This is a genomic window from Rhizobium sp. ERR 942 (genome assembly GCF_007828395.1).
GTDB lineage: Bacteria > Pseudomonadota > Alphaproteobacteria > Rhizobiales > Rhizobiaceae > Rhizobium > Rhizobium dioscoreae.
The window spans coordinates 1-19,087 of the sequence record NZ_VIUA01000005.1; the positions used below are offsets into that span (position 1 = coordinate 1).

Sequence of the window (19,087 nt, forward strand, 5' to 3'; positions counted from 1 at the left end):
CAGGAAACACCAGAGCGAGAGACTTCGTCGCCAGCAGCGCCGCCGCCCTCGTCAGTGATCGGGCTTATAGACCCCCCAACCCGATATAGTCAACACTCCAACTGTAAAAATTCTGACATTTTTGTAAGTGATTGAATTAAAAAGCGGATTTGTGAACGCGATCAAAATCTTGGAGATTTTTTCGCGATTGGTCACGATTTCAGGATTCATTTTACGCCATCTGCCGGAATCATCCAGATAAGCGCTCCTAAAGGGCCACTTGCGCCTATTGCAAGCATTGGATCCGGCTCGCATTGCCAGCCGGACACCCAGGACCTAATAGACATCGAGAGATTGAAGGGAGCAGATATGGTGCTTCTCGATAAAAGGCGGGCACAGGCGGGGTCGAACCGGCAAACGCCAGCTTTCGCCCATAAACATATGCGGAGCGGGCAGGCGTGACATATAGAGTACCTTCATTGCCGGAGCTGCCTGTCTCGCATGTGCTCGCCGATATCGGTGCGGCACTCGCTGAAGAGCGGCGTGCCGTGCTCTCCGCGCCGCCCGGCGCCGGCAAGACGACGCTGGTACCGCTTTATCTCTTGGACGAAGCCTGGCGCGGCGATGACAGGATCATTCTTCTGGAGCCGCGGCGGCTGGCCGCAAGAGCCGCTGCTGCCCGCATGGCCTCACTGCTCGGCGAACAGGTGGGCGATACAGTCGGCTACCGCATGCGGCTCGACAACCGCATTTCTCCTAAGACGCGCATTGAGGTGGTGACGGAAGGTGTGTTCGCGCGGATGATCCTCGACGACCCCGAACTCTCAGGCATCTCCACCGTCATCTTCGACGAATTCCACGAGCGCTCGCTGGATGCGGATTTCGGCCTGGCGCTGGCGCTCGATGTGCAAGCGGCGCTGCGAGAGGATCTGCGCATTCTCGTCATGTCGGCAACGCTCGATGTGGAGCGTGTCGCTGCACTCCTCGACCACCCGCCCGTGATCGAAAGCATGGGTCGCAGCTTCCCGATCGATATCCGTCATCAGGATCGGCCAGCGGGAGAGCGGATCGAGGATACGGTGACGCGGGCAATACTTGATGCGCACGCGCGCGAACAGGGCTCCATCCTCGCCTTCCTGCCCGGGCAGGCGGAAATCACCCGCACGGTGGAGCGGCTGGAGGGCCGCTTCCGGCCGGAGACGATGATTGCGCCGCTCTACGGCAATCTCAGCCAGAAGGAACAGGATGCGGCAATTCGGCCAGCGCCGCAGGGCACGCGCAAGATCGTGCTGGCGACCTCGATCGCCGAAACTTCCATCACCATCGATGGCGTGCGAATCATTATCGACAGCGGATTGCAGCGCCTGCCCGTTTTCGAGGCTTCCACTGGTATCACGCGGCTCGAGACGGTGCGCGTGTCGCGCGCCTCGGCCGATCAGCGCGCCGGCCGCGCCGGACGAACCGAACCGGGCATCGCCATCCGGCTCTGGCATCCGGGGCAGACCGCGGCGCTTCCGGCGTTCACGCCGCCGCAGATCCTTTCGAGCGATCTTTCCGGCCTGGCACTCGATTTGGCCCATTGGGGCGTGCAAGATCCTGCGACGCTTGCCTTCGTCGATCAACCGCCTGCGACCACGCTTGCCGAAGCACGAGCCCTGCTGCGACAGCTGGGTGCGCTCGACGCGGAAAACGGGCTGACGGCGCGCGGACGGCTGATGCGCGAGCTCGCCCTGCCGCCACGACTGGCGGCGATGGTGATTTCGGCTGGCGAATTCGGCCAGGCGCGCGAAGCGGCGCTGCTTGCGGTACTGCTGACGGAACAGGGGCTTGGTGGGCAGAGCATCGACGTGGAAGACCGGCTGCGGCGCTTCAAGACCGAGAAGGGTGAACGGGCCGAGGCCGCGCGTCGTCTTGCCGGGCGTCTCGCTCAAGCGGCCGGTGGCAACGGCGGCACCCCTTCCTCTATTCCTCCGCTTGTCGGCGCGCTGCTGCTGCATGCCTTTCCCGACCGCATCGCGCTGCAGCGTGGCGGGCGGGGACGTTTCGTCATGGCCAATGGGCGCGGCGCAGAGTTGCCGGAGACCGAGCGGCTTGCCGGCTCCCAGATGCTTGTCGTCGCGGACCTGACGGGACGTGCGGCGCACGCGCGCGTTCTTGCTGCGGCGGAGATTTCCCGCGCCGATGTCGAAGAGCATTTGCCGGGCGAAATTCGCACCGAAGACCAGAGCTTTTTCGACAGAGCGAGCCGGCAGGTGCGGGCGCGGCGGGTGACAAGGCTCGGTGCCATCATCTTCGAAGAGACGCCTCTGCCGCGGCCCACCGGCGAGCCGGCGGCCAAGGCGCTGGCCGACGGCATACGGGAACTCGGGATCGGTGTCCTGCCGTTTTCCAAGGAAGCCACGCAGCTGCGGGACAGGATCGGCTTCCTGCATCGGACGATCGGCGATCCGTGGCCCGATATGAGCGACGAGGCGCTGCTTGCTCGGCTTGAGGAATGGTTCATGCCGTTTCAGCCCGACGCGCGCGGCCTCTCCGATATCTCCGCGGGCAGCCTTTCCAACGGGTTGATGTCTCTCGTGCCGCACGAGCTGCAGCGCGACCTCGCTCGAATGGCACCGACGCATTTCGAGGCGCCGACCGGCCACCGCCATCCCATTCAATATGATGGCGAGGAACCACTGTTGACCATTCGGGTGCAGGAGCTGTTCGGGCTAAAGCAGCATCCGGCCATCGGCGGCGGCAGATTGCCGCTGGTGCTGGAATTGACATCGCCGGCACATCGCCCGATCCAGACGACACGCGACCTGCCGGGCTTCTGGGCCGGATCCTGGAAGGATGTGCGCGCCGATATGCGCGGCCGCTACCCCAGGCACCCCTGGCCGGAAGATCCGGCCGAGGCCTTGCCGACGACACGCGCCAAGCCAAGGGGGACATGACGATGGCACGCTTCTTCCGGGGACTGGAAAAGCTCTCCGAAGCCGAAATGAAGGCGCAGGAGGGCCATCATACCAGCCGGCGGCTGAGACTGCAGACGCTGGTGCGCCTGCGCTGGCTTGCGGTCGGCGGTCAGACGGTAACCGTGATGATCGTCGCCTTCTGGCTGAAATTTCCCATGCCGCTGCTGCCCTGCTGCGTACTGATCGCCTGCCTTGCCTGGATCAACTTCTTCCTGACGCTGCGCTATCCGCCCACGCACCGACTGGAGCCGCCGGCAGCCTTTGCGCTGCTCAGCCTCGATCTCCTGCAGCTCTGCGGACTGCTGCTGATCACCGGCGGGCTTGCCAATCCCTTCTCGGCGCTCGTCTGCGTGCCTGTCATCATCTCCTTCGCATCGCAGCCGATCCGCTACAGTATGCCGCTCATCGTACTTGCAATGATCTGCATTACCGGTCTGGCATTCTCTCCCTTCCCCCTGCCCTGGTATGAGGGCGTTTCGGTCAGCGTGCATAGCGTCATGCAGCTGGGCGTGTGGTGCTCTATCGCCTCCACCATGGCCTTTGCCGCCTTTTATGCCTATCGCGTCTCCATGGAAGCCTCCCAGCTTGCGGATGCTCTTTCGGCGACGGAGCTGGTGCTGCAGCGGGAAAAGCACCTGTCGCAGCTCGACGGGCTGGCGGCGGCGGCGGCACACGAGCTCGGCACGCCGCTTGCGACGATCAGCGTCGTCGCCAAGGAGATGGAGCGGGAACTGCGCGAGGACGACCGTTTCCGGGAGGATGTGGCGCTGCTGTGCAGCCAGAGCGAGCGCTGCCGCGATATTCTCAGGCGGCTGACGACGCTCTCCTCCGAGGACGAAGCGCATATGAGGCGGCTGACGCTGTCGTCGATGATGGAAGAAGTGATCGCGCCGCACCGCGAGTTCGGGATCAACCTGGAATTCATCGAGAAGAGCCCGCGGGCGGGCGAACCTGTTCTGTCACGCAATGCCGGCATGATGTATGGCCTCGGCAACCTCATCGAAAATGCGGTCGATTATGCCCGCAAGACTGTGACGGTGACGGTGGAATACACCGCCGAAACTCTGACTATTATCATCGAGGACGATGGCGGCGGTTACTCGCCTGAAATACTGGCACGGATCGGCGAACCCTATGTCACCTCACGCCAGCGGGATGACACGGCAGGCGGCCTTGGGCTTGGGCTCTTCATCGCCAAGACGTTGCTCGAGCGCTCGGGCGCCACACTTTCCTTCGGCAATCGCGATCCGGAAACGCCGGGAGCGCGCGTCCGCGTCGAATGGCCGCGCGTATTAATCGACAGTAATTCGACAAAATGATTTTCGCGGCTTAAAACTGCCATCGTCAAAATCGGTTGAATACGCAGGCGGATGGTCGCCGGGATAGAAGATAACATGACGGATAAGGAAAGTGCTGCTCCGCCGGTCGGGGCCAAGGATGCCGAGGCCCATATCGGCCCGGATGCTACATTGCTGATCGTCGATGACGATGGTCCCTTTCTACGCCGGCTGGCGAGGGCAATGGAGGCACGCGGCTTTGTGGTCGAGACGGCGGAATCGGTGGCGGAAGGCGTTGCCAAATCCAAGGCGACCCCGCCGAAATATGCCGTGGTCGACCTTCGCCTCGGCGACGGCAACGGGCTCGATGTGATCGAAGCCATCCGTCAGCGGCGGGACGACACGCATATCGTGGTGCTGACGGGCTATGGCAACATCGCGACTGCGGTCACCGCCGTCAAGCTTGGCGCGCTCGACTATCTCGCCAAACCTGCCGATGCCGACGACGTTTATGCCGCGCTGACGCAGCGCCCCGGCGAGAAGGCCGAAGTGCCAGAAAATCCGATGTCTGCTGACCGCGTGCGCTGGGAACATATCCAGCGTGTCTATGAAATGTGCGAGCGCAATGTTTCCGAGACGGCCCGGCGCCTCAACATGCATCGCCGCACCTTACAGCGCATCCTTGCCAAGCGGGCGCCGAAATAGAGCATACTATTGTATCGGGAGAGGACGCTGTAAGTGCAAGCTTCAAAGGCGCTCGAAGCTAAGGCGTCTCACCCCCCTCATCCGCCCTTCGGGCGCTTTCTCCCCGAGGGGAGAAGGCAAAATCTTTACCCGTCGCCCATTCTGCCAGCATTAAGCGCTGGGCGGCGGCGCGAGAGAAATTGAGCGTTACCGATTTGCGCGTCGCCGGCGGCAGGCGATGCTCCGGCGCCTCGCGTAGCATATGGGCGCCGTAGCCGTCCGACAGAAACAGCCCACAATCCTCCGGGAAGATATCCAGCGGCACATCCTTGTGCGTCGCGAAGAACATCCGGTCGCAATGCTGCCGGTATTCGGGCCATTTGCGGTCGACGCGGAAATCCTCGATCGAGGTCTTGATCTCGATGATCCAGATCTCGCCCTTCTCCGAAAGGCTGACGAGATCGGCGCGGCGACCGCTGGCGAGCGGCAGCTCCGGTAGCACGGCGTGACGCATTTCGTGCAGTAATAGTTGCACGCCTTTGCGTACAAGCATGGCCCGTTCCGACTGCCGGCCATCTATTAACGGATTGTTATTGTAAACGTTCAAAATCGTCATGAATTGTCTCGGGGACAGGCTTGGCGTTGTTGCAAAAAAACCATGTCCTTCTAATTTGCGCGCCGGCCCTATTTTTGTAGGGCCAGAGCAGCTTGCAAAGCCAAGTTTAATGGAAAATAAACTTTAGACAAAGATGGTTTACAGCCATCCATTTCCCGCCACGAAAATTCAAGAGACTTCCATGCGCATCCGTAATGCTATGACCGCACTCGGCCTTGTCGCAATGCTCGCATCGGCTGGCTATGCCACCACCGCCGCAGCAGCGCCGGCCGCCACCGCAAATTCGGCCACCGAAACCATCAAGACGTTCGATGGCGACTACGGCGTGACGACCGACAATGGCTTTCAGCTGCCGGCGATCCCGATCCAGAAGGTGAAGCCGCAGTTCCGCCGTCAGATCGTCGAATACAAGACGGATGAAGCGGAAGGCACGATCATCGTCAATACACGCGAGCGTCACCTCTATTATATCCTCGGCAATGGCGAAGCGATGCGTTACGGCATCGGCGTCGGTAAGCAGGGCTTCTCCTGGTCCGGCACCGCATACGTCGCCTGGAAGCAGGAATGGCCGAATTGGCATCCGCCGAAGGAAATGGCTGTCCGCCGTCCAGAAATCGCCAAGTATGTCGATGGCGGCATGAACCCGGGCCTTTCCAACCCACTCGGTGCACGCGCCATGTATCTCTACAACGAAAAGGGCCAGGACACGCTGTTCCGCCTGCACGGCACGCCGGAATGGGCTTCGATCGGCACCGCTGCCTCCTCGGGCTGCATCCGCCTGATCAATCAGGACGTGATCGATCTCTACAGCCGCGTTCTTCCCGGCCGCAGCACCAAGGTTATCGTTATCCAGTAATCACTGGACATTCGAATTGAAAAAGCCGCCGGATACTGATCCGGCGGCTTTTTTGCTTGAGGGATTTGGATCGATCCCAATCGTCAGGACTCGCCTTCATCCTTCAAGGCTCCGCCCTTGGCTGCGCGCCTCGGAATGAGGGCTCACTTTTTCCGCTGGCCGCAAGAGCCCCTCCACCTCATCGCAAGTTGCCTTGCAGTCAAAGCGTCAGCGCAGAGGACAAGGCCTCGAACGATCGAGGTGACCTCCGACGGGATGAAGTTACCCCGCCTGCTTTGCCTTCAGCTCGATGCGGCGGCGATGCAGGACCGGTTCGGTATAGCCATTCGGCTGCTCGCGCCCCTTGAGGACGAGATCGAGAGCGGCCTGGAAGGCGACGGAGCCGTCGAAATTGCCTGACATGGGAACGTAGTTAGGATCGCCGGCATTCTGCTGGTCAACCACAGCCGCCATGCGCTTCATCGTTTCCAGAATCTGCGCTTCCGTGATGACCTTGTGATGCAGCCAGTTGGCCATGTGCTGCGCCGAGATGCGCAGCGTGGCGCGGTCTTCCATGAGGCCGACATTGTTAATGTCTGGAACCTTGGAGCAGCCGACGCCCTGATCAACCCAGCGCACAACATAGCCGAGGATGCCCTGGCTGTTATTGTCGATTTCCCGCTGGATTTCCTCCAGCGTCCAGTTCGGCCGCGAGGCGACCGGCACGGAGAGGATGTCGGAGAGCTTGGCGCGGGCGCGGCTCTTCAGGCTCTTCTGCACATCAGCAACATTGACGCGATGATAATGGGTAGCATGCAGCGTCGCGGCCGTCGGGGATGGCACCCAGGCGGTGTTGGCACCCGCCTTGGGATGCGCAATCTTCTGCTCGAGCATGGCCGCCATCAGATCCGGCATGGCCCACATGCCCTTGCCGATCTGGGCATGACCGGAAAGGCCACATTCCAGGCCGATATCGACGTTCCAGTTCTCATAGGCGCCGATCCAGGCCGCCTGCTTCATATCGCCCTTGCGGATCATTGGGCCTGCTTCCATCGAAGTATGGATTTCATCACCGGTGCGATCGAGGAAGCCGGTATTGATGAAGACGACGCGCTCGCGGGCGGCGCGGATCGCTTCCTTGAGGTTGACCGTCGTGCGGCGCTCCTCGTCCATGATGCCCATCTTGATGGTATTGCGCGGCATCCCAAGCAGATCCTCGACGCGCGAGAAGATGTCCACCGCGAAGGCGACTTCTTCTGGCCCGTGCATCTTTGGCTTGACGACATACATGGAGCCGGTGCGGGAATTCTTGCGGCGGCCACTGGGGCCGATGTCATAGAGCGCGATCAGGCCGGTGATGGCGGCATCCATGATACCCTCCGGCACCTCATTGCCATCACGGTCGAGAATGGCCGGATTGGTCATCAGGTGGCCGACATTGCGCACCAGCATAAGCGAGCGGCAATGCAGATCGAACGTGCCGCCATTCGGCGCCGTATAGGTGACATCGGGGTTGAGCCGGCGGGTAAAGGTCTTGCCGCCCTTGGCGACTTCCTCGGTCAGATCGCCTTTCATCAGGCCGAGCCAGTTGCGGTAAACCTCCGCCTTGTCCTCGGCATCGACGGCTGCGATCGAATCCTCGCAATCCATGATCGTCGTGATCGCCGATTCCAGGCGGACATCGGAAATGCCGGCCGGGTCGGACTTGCCGATGGCGGTGCTCGTGTCGATGACGATTTCGATATGGATGCCGTTCTGCTTCAGCAGGATATGGGTGGGGGTAGCGGCATCACCGAGATAGCCGGCGAAATGGCTGCCATCGGCGAGCTTTACGGCGCCGCCCTCGGTCGTAACCGCCAAGGCGCCATCCTTCACAGCGAAGCCTGTGACATCCTTCCAGCTTGCGCCATCAAGCGGAACGGTGGAATCAAGAAAATCCCGAACCCAGGCGATGACCTTCTCGCCGCGCTTGGGATTATAGCCCCTGCCCTTTTCGGCGCCAGCGGTCTCCGGAATGGCATCGGTGCCGTAGAGAGCGTCATAGAGCGATCCCCAGCGGGCATTGGCCGCGTTCAGGGCATAGCGGGCATTCATGACGGGAACGACGAGCTGCGGGCCGGCAATCTCTGAAATTTCCGGATCGACATTGGCGGTCGAGATCGTGAAGGCCGGACCTTCGGGCACGATATAGCCGATCTCGCGCAGGAAGGCTTCGTAGGCGGCGAGATCGACGGGCGCGCCATTCTTGCGGTACCAATCGTCAAGCGCTGCCTGCATGCGGTCCCGCTTGGCGAGAAGCTCACGGTTCCTTGGCGCGAGATCATGGACGATCTTGGAAAAACCGGCAAAGAAGGCGTCGGCATCCACGCCCGAACCTGGAAGCGCCTCCTTAACGAGGAAATCGTAGAGGACCTGTTCGATCTGAAGCCCGTGTTTTTCAATGCGGCTCATGCCATATACTCCTCAAGGCCGTGCTACGGCTCAATTTTAACATGTTGCCACTTTGCTCACGGTTTCACTTCTGTCAATTTGGCAATAGTTCGAAAGATTTATGCCTTTATGGAAATAATCAATCCATGGCGATTCGGGGACGGCCCGTGGCGGTTGCCACGAACCGGGCCTCGATCAGCTTGCGACTGCCTTCCACCTCGGGCGCATCCACCTGCTCATCCACTGTCACGACGAGGTCGACCGCGCCATTCAGCCTTGCCTGCGCCGTTGCAGCTTCCATCGCCCGCGCGCGGGCATCGGAGAAACTGTGGCTCTCGTCGGTAAAGCGCAGGCTCTCACCGGCACCATTCAGCACATAAATGCCATCCTCCGGCATGGTGACGAAGACGGTGACGCTGGTGCGGACCTGGCCGACGACAGCACCGACGGCATTCGCCACATCCGAATCGCCGGGAATGGCACTCTCGGTCGCCAGCATCTCGGCAATGGCGGGGTAATAGACCGGAGCGGAAGCACCGAGGCCGACCAGCGGCCGATCGAGCGAAATGGCGAAGCGGGCGATCCCCGGCGCGCGGCGAAGCGCGCGATCGATGGAGATGGATTTTGCGGGATCGAGATCGGCTACGCCATCTTCGGCCAAGCAGGCGGCAAGAATGACGTCGGCCGACTGGCGAGTGAGGCGATCGACGATCTTCTTCGCCAGCTCCTCGACGGATTCGGCGATCGGACGGCCAGAGCCATCCTTCAGCCGCATCGCCAAGGCCAGCCCGAGGCGGGCCGCTTCAGCGTTCCATTGCCCCTGCCTCCCAAGCACATGCATGGCGTCGGAAGGCGTCAGGCCGCTCAAATGCACAAGACCGCGCGCGACAAGCCGATCCAGCGTCGCCTTCTGCGACGTCATCGCCAGAAGCTTATCGAGTGCTACAGGCACGCTGCCGATGCGATCGAACAGCGTCTGCTCTGGCCCGGTGAGGCCGCTTGCAAGATGATCGGGTACGCCGGTGCGGAGCGCGAAACGGCCGGCGTTACGGGCGAGATGCGTCGCCCGCAGCTGCTGCTCCAAGACCTCAAGCACGACGGCACCATGCGTATGAGCGGCAAGGCTCAGCGGCAGCAGGCGGCGCGGGCCGAGTTCGAAAGCAGCGATAAGGCCGCGATCGTTGATCTTGACTTCGGAATCGCCACCAAGGCCGTAGGTGCGCATGGCGACTGCCTCAACCATGGTGCGGTAGCCTCCGACCACAGCACCATCGGCATCGAGCCGCGGCCGGCCATCTTCCATGACGGCGACATCGGTGGTGGTACCGCCGATGTCGGAAACGACGGCATTGTCGAGGCTGGTAAGATAGCGAGCTCCGACAAGACTTGCGGCGGGACCAGACAGAATGGTCTCGATCGGCCGCAGCTTGGCTTCATCGGCGGAAATGAGGGCGCCATCGCCGCGCACCACCATCATCGGCGCAGAGATGCCGCGCGTCGTCAGAAATCCTTCGCAGGCACCGACAAGACGGTCGATCATCGACACGAGGCGGGCATTCAACAGCGTCGTCAGGGCGCGGCGCGGGCCGCCAAGCTTTGAAGAAAGCTCATGGCTGCAGGTGACGGGCAGATGCGAGAGCTCGCGGATGCAGTCGCGCACCTTGATTTCATGAGCCGGATTCCTGACCGCGAAATAGCCGGCAACAGCGAAGGAGGAGACCGATTTCGCCAGTTCCGGCAACGCGTCGCGCAGAGCCGTCAAATCGAGCGGATTTTCATTGCCATGAACATTGTGACCGCCGGGGAGGAAGAGCACGGGATCGGAGCCCAGCGCTTCCGCAAGGCCATCACGTTTGAGATCCTCGGGGCCAAAACCGATCATGACCAGCCCGGCGCGACCGCCCTGCCCTTCGACAAGCGCATTAGTGGCAAGCGTCGTCGACAGCGATACGAGGCCGATGGCCGAAACGGGAATGCCGGCCTTGGCGATGACGGCATCTACGGCGCCGGCAATGCCGACAGCCAGATCATGCCGCGTGGTCAGCGATTTCGCCTTGGCGATTACGCCATCGGTTTCATGGAAGAGAACGGCATCGGTGTAGGTTCCACCCGTATCGATGCCGAGCAGGAAATGAGATGTCACGGCAATATCCAGCTCTTGAATGCAATGCGATGCCGTTATTGCACCCTTCCGGGCCGAGCCGCTAGCTGGCAGGCGGCAAAAACAGTTCTATCGTCTCGTAACCCGCATCGGCAAACCGCCGCGCGGCTGCGTGGTCAGCTTCTGCACAGGCCAGGGATTGGTTTCTTCGGTCAGATCGAAGCGGAAGCGGCGCATCATCACGGCGAGGGCGATGACCGCTTCCTGAAGCGCGAATGTGGCGCCGATGCAGACGCGGGGACCTGCGCCAAAAGGCAGGTACTGGAAGCGATTGATCTTTGTTCGATTCTCCGGAAGAAAGCGCTCCGGCATAAAGGCGCGCGGCTTTTCCCAATAAAGCTCATGGCGATGCAGCGTCCAGGGCATGATCAGGACGGTAATGCCTTTCTCTATCGTCACGCGCTCGCCCTTGGCGCTTGTCCATTCATCATCGGCGATCGCGGCGCGGTTGATCGAGGGTGCCGGCGGATAGAGGCGCATCGCCTCCTCAAAAGCGGCGCGGACATGCGGCATGAGATCGAGCCAGGCGACTGGCTCCGCATCGGTTGCGAGTACCCGGTCGATTTCCTCTTCCATGGCCTCGCGAATGTGCGGGCTGTTGGCGACGCAATAGAGCGTCCAGGCCAATGCACGAGCCGTTGTCTCATGACCGGCGCCGATGAAGGTGAGGATATTGTCCTCGATCTCTTCCATGGTCAGTCCATCCGGACCGGCCTTTTCGAGAAGCAGCGTCAGGAAATCATCGGGTGCGCTGGCTCTGTCCCTCCGCATTTTTTCCAGCCGCTGGTCCATGGTGGTGCGGACGATGCCGCGGAACTTGTCGAGCACGCGCTGGCCGCCGATGCGGGTGATGCGCGGCACCCAGGCGGGGGCACGCAAAAGATCCATGGGATCGACTCTGCCCATGCGATGCAGGAGCTCATTGACCTCATCGGCGAAATGCTCGCCTTCAGTGACGATCTCGCCGGAAAACAAGGTTTCCGCCAGAATGGCGAAGGTCAGCTCCGTCATGTCGGCAGCGATATCGAACACCGCGCCTTCCTTGCTGACATCCTCGTATTTCTTCACATAGTCTAGACTCTGGCTCAGCATCTGGCCGGCGAAACCCTGGGCATGACGCGGCGTGAACACCGGCGCCACCGCCTTGCGCGAGCGCTTCCAAACCGATCCTTCCGCCGTCAGCAGACCGTCGCGCAGGATCGGCCGGAGCACGAGCTGGCGGATATCGGCCATGCGGTAGTTGGCGGCATTGTCGACCAGAACATGCTTGATCAGGCCGGGATCATTGACGATCAGCGTCCGCTCGTTGAAGAATTTGGTCTTGATCCAGGGCAGCGTGTAGGAGGGCTCGCCCCAGAGTTCGAGCGGATTGCGCAGGATCGTGCGGATGATCGTTAAACGGGAGGGCGGCACGGTGCGCGGAATCGGTGCCGGCGGGGAGAAGGCTTCCGGAATCATGTCCATCAGATCAATTCTCCTCGAAAAGCAGCCGTTGCTTAATCTAAGCCGCTGGAACGGCGTGCCCATCCGATATGGGGAACGCCGCCGGCAAAATCCAGACGATAAAACGTCGCGCTGCCCGCTTATAAAAGCGATTTTAGGTCGCTGAGCTTATCATTGATGAGCCACCCATAGTAATTTTCCTCCGGCCAGACCGGCTGCGAGGAACCACGGTTCTTGGCGGCAAGGGCGGCAGCGCGCTTGCGGGAATTGCCGAGATTGTAGAGCGTCGCGGTGATGCCCGGATTGCCCGAAATATCCATGCCGGCGATCGAGCGATAGTCGTCGATCGACTTGCGGATCGACGCGGCGACAAAGGCGAGCGACAGATCCGGATCCATGATCGCCTTGTAAACGCCGCCGGCATCCTTTTCATCCAGCTTCGGAATCCCTGAGGTGCGGCTGACGAGATCGGAGAGTTCAAGCGCCGTCAGCGGATTGACCTGACCGAGGCCGAAGGTCTGGCCGGCATAGAAGGGCTGGAAGAAGACGGCGCTGAAGCGATTGTCGGGATAGGATTTGCCACCAACTGTCTTGCCGCGGAAATCATCTTCCCAGACATCCTCGCGGCAGGTCCAGAGGCTGTAGGAATCACCCTTGCCCTTGCAGGCATCGAATTGCGGCCGGGCAACGAAATCATCGACGTTTTCGCCGTTGTAAGCGAAGCGGAAGCTCTGGCCGGCATAGGAGGCAGCCTTGACATAATAGGACTGCAGGCCGTCATAGGCATCGACGTTATAGGTATGCTCGCCGACGAGCGCGCCGATGATGTGGATCGGATCGATGCCGTAGGCCCGCGCCGTCGACTTGATCTTCGACATCAGCTTCGTATCGGTCGCCAGCAGTTCGCGGACCTTTTGGTACTTGCGTTCGAAGGTCGAATTCGTGCCGCGCGTGCGCCGGACGGAGGCGCCGGGAACCGGCGGCTGCTCGGCATTGCGGTTGCCCGGAGGCACCGTGGTCGCCGCATCCGCATGGGCTGGTATCCAGGAGAAGCTGGCGACCGCCAGAAGGAGAGTGATCAGTATGCGTCGCACGATGGCTGCCCCGTCGAAGTTTCAACCGATGTTTCCGTGCGACGGACTGGCGGATAATCTTGGCCGAATAAAGCCATCCGACATAAGGAAACGGGCCCCTAACTAAAAAGTTAACGGCCCGTTGTCGAGTGTCTACTGTTTAGATCGCCTTTGCCGGCCCGCTTACAGAATGAAGCGGGACAGGTCGGTGTTACTGGCGAGGTCGCCGACATGTTCGCGGACATAAGCGGCATCGATGGTCACCGATACGCCGGCGCGGTCCGAGGCATTGTAGGAGATCTCGTCGAGCACCCGCTCCATGACCGTCTGCAGGCGACGGGCGCCGATATTCTCGACGGTCGAATTCAGATGCACCGCGACATCGGCGAGCGCGTCGATGGCATCATCGGTGAAGTCGAGCTTCAGGTCTTCGGTTTCCATCAGTGCCTTGTACTGGCGGATGAGGCTCGCCTGCGGCTCGGTGAGGATGCGGCGGAAGTCTTCCTTGGTCAGCGGACGGAGCTCGACGCGGATCGGCAGGCGGCCCTGCAGTTCCGGCAGAAGGTCCGAAGGCTTCGAGACATGGAACGCGCCCGATGCGATGAAGAGAATATGGTCGGTCTTGACCGGACCATACTTCGTCGAAACGGTCGTACCTTCCACAAGCGGCAGCAGGTCGCGCTGTACGCCTTCACGGGAGACGCCGGCACCCATGCCACCATCGCGGGCGGCGATCTTGTCGATCTCGTCGAGGAAGACGATGCCGTCATTCTCGGCCGATTGCACGGCTTCGCGCTGGATCGCCTCGTTGTCGATCAGCTTGTCCGACTCGTCGCGGATCAGTTCCTTGTAGGAATCCTTGACGGTCGTGCGCACCTTCTTAGTGCGGCCGCCCATCGCCTTGCCGAACATTTCGGAGAGGTTGAGCACGCCGATATTGGCGCCGGGCATACCGGGAATCTCAAAGCCGCCGGGCATGCCGGAGCCGGTATCGGCCACTTCGATCTCGATTTCCTTGTCGTCGAGCTGGCCATCACGCAGCTTCTTGCGGAAGCTGTCGCGCGTTGCCGGCGAGGCGGTGGCACCAACCAGCGCATCGAGCACGCGCTCTTCGGCACTCATATGTGCCTTGGCCTGCACCTGGGCGCGCTTCTTTTCCCGCACCAGGCCGATGCCGACTTCGACGAGATCGCGGATGATCTGCTCGACATCGCGGCCAACATAGCCGACCTCGGTGAACTTCGTGGCCTCGACCTTGATGAAGGGGGCGCCGGCGAGCTTGGCAAGGCGGCGGGAGATTTCCGTCTTACCGACACCGGTCGGGCCGATCATCAGGATGTTCTTGGGCATGACTTCGTCGCGCAGTTCAGGCTCGAGCTGCTGGCGACGCCAGCGGTTGCGCAAGGCAATCGCCACGGCGCGCTTGGCCTCGTGCTGGCCGACAATATAGCGATCGAGCTCGGAAACGATCTCGCGGGGGGAAAAAGTGGTCATTTCGTATGTTCCCTATCAGGGCTGGAAACTATCAAGAGAGGAACGTCTTAGGCTTCGGCATCGAGCGTTTCGACGACCACATTGTGGTTGGTGTAGACGCAGATGTCGGCAGCAATATCGAGAGCGCGGCGGGCGACGTCTTCAGCTGACTTGTCGCTATCCATTAGCGCGCGTGCGGCGGCGAGCGCATAATTGCCGCCGGAACCGATCGCCATGGCGCCATGTTCGGGCTCAAGCACATCGCCGTTTCCGGTGATGGCGAGCGTCACTTGTTTGTCGGCAACCAGCATCATGGCTTCGAGGTTGCGCAGATATTTGTCGGTGCGCCAGTCCTTGGCAAGCTCGACGGCGGCACGCATCAGCTGGCCGGGATATTGTTCGAGCTTCTTTTCTAGGCGTTCGAGGAGAGTGAAGGCATCGGCGGTCGCGCCGGCGAAACCGGCGATGACATCGCCCTTGCCGATGCGGCGAACCTTGCGCGCATTGCCCTTCATCACGGTCTGGCCAAGGCTCACCTGGCCATCACCAGCCATCACCACCTTGCCACCCTTGCGAATAGTCACGATTGTCGTCATTTAACACCTGTTTGCCCCCGTTTCGGCGGGCTTTCTGCCGGGCCGCGTATCGGCCCCGTCAGCACCTATGTAAGAGGGGTTTTTGCGATTGCAAATGGCAACCGCGCCCGAATGATGCCGTCAAGCCGGCTAAACGCATAAGCCCCGCGCGTAACTTCTGGATATTTCCCGATACGCCTGATAAGGAACGGCCGTATTCCGATGGAGCAGCCCATGGCAGAGACCGCAGCGAGCCGCACGGCAAGCGTTTCCCGCAAAACCAACGAGACCTCGGTCTCCGTTTCCGTCAACATCGACGGCAGCGGTAAATCGACGATTTCGACGGGGGTCGGCTTCTTCGACCATATGCTGGAACAGCTGTCGCGACATTCGCTGATTGATATGGAGATCGACACCAAGGGCGACCTGCATGTCGACGATCACCATGCCGTCGAGGATACCGGGATCGCGATCGGCCAGGCCATTGCCAAGGCGCTGGGCGACCGGCGCGGCATCACCCGCTATGCCTCGATCGACCTCGCCATGGACGAGACGATGACGAAGGCGGCCGTCGATCTCTCGGGCCGGCCCTTTCTCGTCTGGAACGTTTCCTTCAGCGCCCCGAAGATCGGCACCTTCGATACCGAGCTGGTGCGCGAATTCTTCCAGGCCTTAGCGCAGAATGCCGGTATCACCTTGCATATCCTCAACCATTATGGCGCCAACAATCACCATATAGCCGAGACATGCTTCAAGGCCGTTGCGCGCGCATTGCGCACCGCAACCGAGATCGATCCGCGGCAGGCAGGCCGCGTGCCTTCGACGAAAGGCACGCTCGCCTGAGCCCCGAACTGGGGAATTGAGGAAATGGCAAGCTATCTGATTTTGACTCCGCCCGGAGCGACGAACCGGTCCGAAGCATCGGATCGGTATCGCGATGACACGCGATTCATCCGCGACGGCTTTTCATGGACGGCGTTTCTATTTCCGACGCTCTGGATGCTCTTTCATCGGCTGTGGCTGTATGCGGTCGCCGCCTTTCTGCTGCAGGGCATCGCGCTGGAGCTGATGCGGCAGCCGGGCTTTTTCGCCGCAGGGGCAGCACTTCTGCTTGGCGTGCATGTCCTTGCGGCTCTTGAGGGCCGGCACGCGATCAGCAATCATCTCCTCGCCCGCGGCTGGACGGTTGAAAACCTCGTCTCGGCACACGATTTGGCGACAGCAGAGGAAATCCATTTTTCCGAACTAGCGCAGGCGCCCAACCCGAATATCCATGTGAAAAATTGGGATATCTCGGCCACCAACACGAATACCAGCCGCCAAGGCCCGAGCTTCGGCCTTCCCGGCTATGATGGAGGACGCTGACCATGCGCGTCGCGATTATCGACTATGGTTCCGGCAATCTGCGCTCAGCTACCAAGGCTTTCGAGCGGGCGGCCCGCGAGGCGGGCATCGACGCCGAGATCGACCTCACCGATGACGCCGAGCGCGTCGCCACCGCGGATCGCATCGTGCTTCCCGGCGTCGGTGCCTATGCCGATTGCCGTCGCGGCCTCGATGCCGTTCCCGGCATGACGGAAGCCGTCATCGACGTCGTGGAACACAAGGCCCGCCCCTTCCTTGGCATCTGCGTCGGCATGCAGCTGATGTCATCGCGCGGGCTGGAAAAGACGATCACGCAAGGCTTCGGCTGGATTAAGGGCGACGTCAAGGAAATGACGCCGAGCGATCTCGACCTGAAAATCCCGCAGATCGGCTGGAACACACTGGATATTCGCCATCCGCACGCACTCTTCGACGGGATTGAGACCGGGCCTGACGGCCTGCACGCTTATTTCGTCCATTCCTACCATCTGGCCGCCGACCACAGCGACGACGTGATCGCGACGACGAATTATGGCGGGCCGATGACCGCTTTCGTCGGTCGAGACAACATTGCCGGCGCTCAGTTCCATCCGGAAAAGAGCCAGAAACTCGGCCTTGCCCTGATCGCCAATTTCCTGCGCTGGAAGCCATAAGGCTCGCGCTCCAAGGATAGACATCATGATTCTTTTTCCCGCTATCGACCTAAAAGACGGCCAATGCGTGCGCCTCAAGCTCGGAGACATGGAGCAGGCGACCGTCTACAATCCCGATCCCGGCGCTCAGGCGAAAGCCTTTGAAGACCAGGGCTTCGAATGGCTGCATGTCGTCGATCTCAATGGTGCCTTCGCCGGCGAAACCGTGAACGGCGCTGCGGTCGACGCCATCCTCAAGGCGACGAAAAATCCGGTGCAGCTCGGCGGCGGCATCCGCACGCTCGATCATATCGAAAACTGGCTGTCGCGCGGGCTTGCCCGCGTCATCCTCGGCACGGTTGCCGTGCGTGACCCGGCGCTGGTCGTCGAAGCCTGTAGGCGCTATCCGGGTCACATCGCCGTCGGCATCGATGCCAAAGGCGGCAAAGTGGCAGTCGAGGGCTGGGCGGAGGCTTCCGAACTCGGCGTCATCGAACTCGCCAAGAAATTCGAGGGCGTTGGCGTTGCCGCCATTATCTACACCGATATCGACCGCGACGGCGTTCTGACTGGCATCAACTGGGACTCGACGCTCGAACTGGCCAATGCCGTTTCCATCCCCGTCATCGCCTCCGGCGGGCTTGCCTCGCTGGACGATATCCGCCGCATGATTCAGCCGGATGCCCGCAAACTGGAAGGTGCGATTTCCGGCCGCGCGCTTTATGATGGCCGGATCGATCCGAAGGAAGCACTGGCGCTGATCAAACAGGCCAAGGAGGCAGCGCAATGACCCTGAAAGCCCGCGTCATCCCCTGCCTCGACGTCAAGGACGGCCGCGTCGTCAAGGGTGTCAACTTCGTCAATCTCGTCGATGCCGGCGATCCCGTCGAAGCCGCCAAGGCCTATGATGCTGCCGGCGCCGACGAACTCTGCTTCCTAGATATCACTGCTTCTTCCGACAATCGCGACACGATCTTCGACGTGGTGGCCCGCACGGCAGAACAATGCTTCATGCCGGTCACGGTCGGCGGCGGCGTGCGCACTATTGCCGATATCCGCAAGCTGCTGCTTTGCGGCGCCGACAAGGTTTCGATCAATTCGGCGGCAGTCAACAATCCCGATTTCGTGGCCGAGGCGGCCGACAAATTCGGCAACCAGTGCATCGTCGTTTCCATCGATGCCAAGCGGCGACGCACCGAGGCGCTCGGAGGCGACAATCTGAGCGCTTGGGAGATCTATACCCATGGCGGCCGCAATGCGACGGGCATCGATGCCGTCGATTTTGCCCGCAGGATGGTGGAGCGCGGCGCCGGCGAGTTGCTCGTCACCTCCATGGATCGGGACGGCACCAAAGTCGGCTACGATCTGGAGCTGACGCGGGCGATCGCCGATGCGGTGCGCGTGCCCGTCATTGCATCCGGCGGCGTCGGCGATCTCGACGACCTCGTCGCAGGCGTCAAGGAAGGTCATGCGACGGCCGTACTTGCGGCGTCGATCTTCCACTTCGGCACCTATTCGGTGGGCGAAGCAAAGCGCTACATGGCCGAGCGCGGCATTCCCATGCGGCTGGATTAGGAGACAGCGAGC

16 protein-coding genes are annotated in these 19,087 nt (G+C 61.3%); 9 read left to right on the plus strand and 7 right to left on the minus strand.

All coding sequences use genetic code 11. The annotated features are described in order from the left end of the window. The first annotated feature begins 437 nt into the window (after positions 1-437). From hrpB to FBZ97_RS20155, 3 genes are all read left to right on the plus strand, one after another. Complete coding sequence (gene hrpB, locus FBZ97_RS20145) at positions 438-2,915, plus strand: ATP-dependent helicase HrpB (RefSeq protein ID WP_113352894.1); 2,478 nt, start codon at positions 438-440, stop codon at positions 2,913-2,915. Between the two features lie 47 nt (positions 2,916-2,962). Further along, the gene (locus FBZ97_RS20150; RefSeq protein ID WP_186449536.1) at positions 2,963-4,255 is read left to right on the plus strand and encodes an ActS/PrrB/RegB family redox-sensitive histidine kinase; all 1,293 of its coding nucleotides are present in this window, start codon (positions 2,963-2,965) and stop codon (positions 4,253-4,255) included. Positions 4,256-4,330: 75 nt separating this feature from the next. Further along, complete coding sequence (locus FBZ97_RS20155) at positions 4,331-4,918, plus strand: ActR/PrrA/RegA family redox response regulator transcription factor (RefSeq protein WP_113333884.1); 588 nt, start codon at positions 4,331-4,333, stop codon at positions 4,916-4,918. A gap of 58 nt (positions 4,919-4,976) precedes the next feature. Here the strand turns inward: FBZ97_RS20155 and FBZ97_RS20160 are convergent, their stop codons facing one another. Continuing rightward, entirely contained in the window at positions 4,977-5,513 is a 537-nt protein-coding gene (locus tag FBZ97_RS20160) for an MmcB family DNA repair protein (protein ID WP_113352892.1), read from the minus strand. Positions 5,514-5,694: 181 nt separating this feature from the next. On the opposite strand from FBZ97_RS20160, the gene FBZ97_RS20165 reads away from it, so the two are divergent. Next, on the plus strand, positions 5,695-6,369 hold the full coding sequence (locus FBZ97_RS20165; protein ID WP_095436107.1) for a L,D-transpeptidase: 675 nt from the start codon (positions 5,695-5,697) through the stop codon (positions 6,367-6,369). A 261-nt stretch (positions 6,370-6,630) separates the two neighbouring features. Here FBZ97_RS20165 and FBZ97_RS20170 read toward each other — a convergent pair whose 3' ends face one another. The 6 genes from FBZ97_RS20170 to hslV all read right to left on the minus strand — a co-directional run bounded on the left by FBZ97_RS20170 (position 6,631) and on the right by hslV (position 15,524). Next, positions 6,631-8,799 (minus strand): malate synthase G, encoded by a 2,169-nt coding sequence (locus tag FBZ97_RS20170; RefSeq protein ID WP_113352891.1) that lies wholly within the window; start codon positions 8,797-8,799, stop codon positions 6,631-6,633. A 118-nt stretch (positions 8,800-8,917) separates the two neighbouring features. Beyond that, complete coding sequence (locus FBZ97_RS20175) at positions 8,918-10,921, minus strand: hydantoinase/oxoprolinase family protein (protein WP_113389638.1); 2,004 nt, start codon at positions 10,919-10,921, stop codon at positions 8,918-8,920. An 87-nt stretch (positions 10,922-11,008) separates the two neighbouring features. Continuing rightward, on the minus strand, positions 11,009-12,403 hold the full coding sequence (locus tag FBZ97_RS20180) for a cytochrome P450 (protein WP_113389639.1): 1,395 nt from the start codon (positions 12,401-12,403) through the stop codon (positions 11,009-11,011). Between the two features lie 119 nt (positions 12,404-12,522). Then, positions 12,523-13,476 carry a DUF1402 family protein gene (locus FBZ97_RS20185; protein WP_113389640.1) on the minus strand — a complete coding sequence of 318 codons (954 nt, stop codon included), beginning with the start codon at positions 13,474-13,476 and terminating at the stop codon, positions 12,523-12,525. 162 nt (positions 13,477-13,638) lie between these two features. Then, entirely contained in the window at positions 13,639-14,949 is a 1,311-nt protein-coding gene (hslU, locus tag FBZ97_RS20190; RefSeq protein WP_145321686.1) for an ATP-dependent protease ATPase subunit HslU, read from the minus strand. Between the two features lie 47 nt (positions 14,950-14,996). Next, entirely contained in the window at positions 14,997-15,524 is a 528-nt protein-coding gene (gene hslV / locus FBZ97_RS20195) for an ATP-dependent protease subunit HslV (protein ID WP_113333876.1), read from the minus strand. A 213-nt stretch (positions 15,525-15,737) separates the two neighbouring features. Between hslV and hisB the strand changes: the two genes are divergently transcribed. Genes hisB through hisF form a run of 5 tightly spaced genes read left to right on the plus strand, consistent with a single transcriptional unit; the run spans position 15,738 to position 19,075 of the window. Further along, positions 15,738-16,346, plus strand: a complete 609-nt coding sequence (hisB, locus tag FBZ97_RS20200; RefSeq protein ID WP_015338215.1) for an imidazoleglycerol-phosphate dehydratase HisB — start codon at positions 15,738-15,740, stop codon at positions 16,344-16,346. A gap of 24 nt (positions 16,347-16,370) precedes the next feature. Then, positions 16,371-16,868, plus strand: coding sequence for a DUF2628 domain-containing protein (locus FBZ97_RS20205; protein WP_113389641.1), 498 nt, complete (start codon positions 16,371-16,373; stop codon positions 16,866-16,868). 2 nt (positions 16,869-16,870) lie between these two features. Next, positions 16,871-17,521, plus strand: a complete 651-nt coding sequence (gene hisH / locus FBZ97_RS20210; RefSeq protein ID WP_145321688.1) for an imidazole glycerol phosphate synthase subunit HisH — start codon at positions 16,871-16,873, stop codon at positions 17,519-17,521. 25 nt (positions 17,522-17,546) lie between these two features. Further along, positions 17,547-18,290, plus strand: coding sequence for a 1-(5-phosphoribosyl)-5-[(5-phosphoribosylamino)methylideneamino]imidazole-4-carboxamide isomerase (gene hisA / locus FBZ97_RS20215; RefSeq protein WP_113352885.1), 744 nt, complete (start codon positions 17,547-17,549; stop codon positions 18,288-18,290). Next, complete coding sequence (hisF, locus tag FBZ97_RS20220; protein ID WP_113250780.1) at positions 18,287-19,075, plus strand: imidazole glycerol phosphate synthase subunit HisF; 789 nt, start codon at positions 18,287-18,289, stop codon at positions 19,073-19,075. Before hisA ends, hisF begins: the two co-directional genes overlap by 4 nt. Positions 19,076-19,087: the final 12 nt, after the last annotated feature.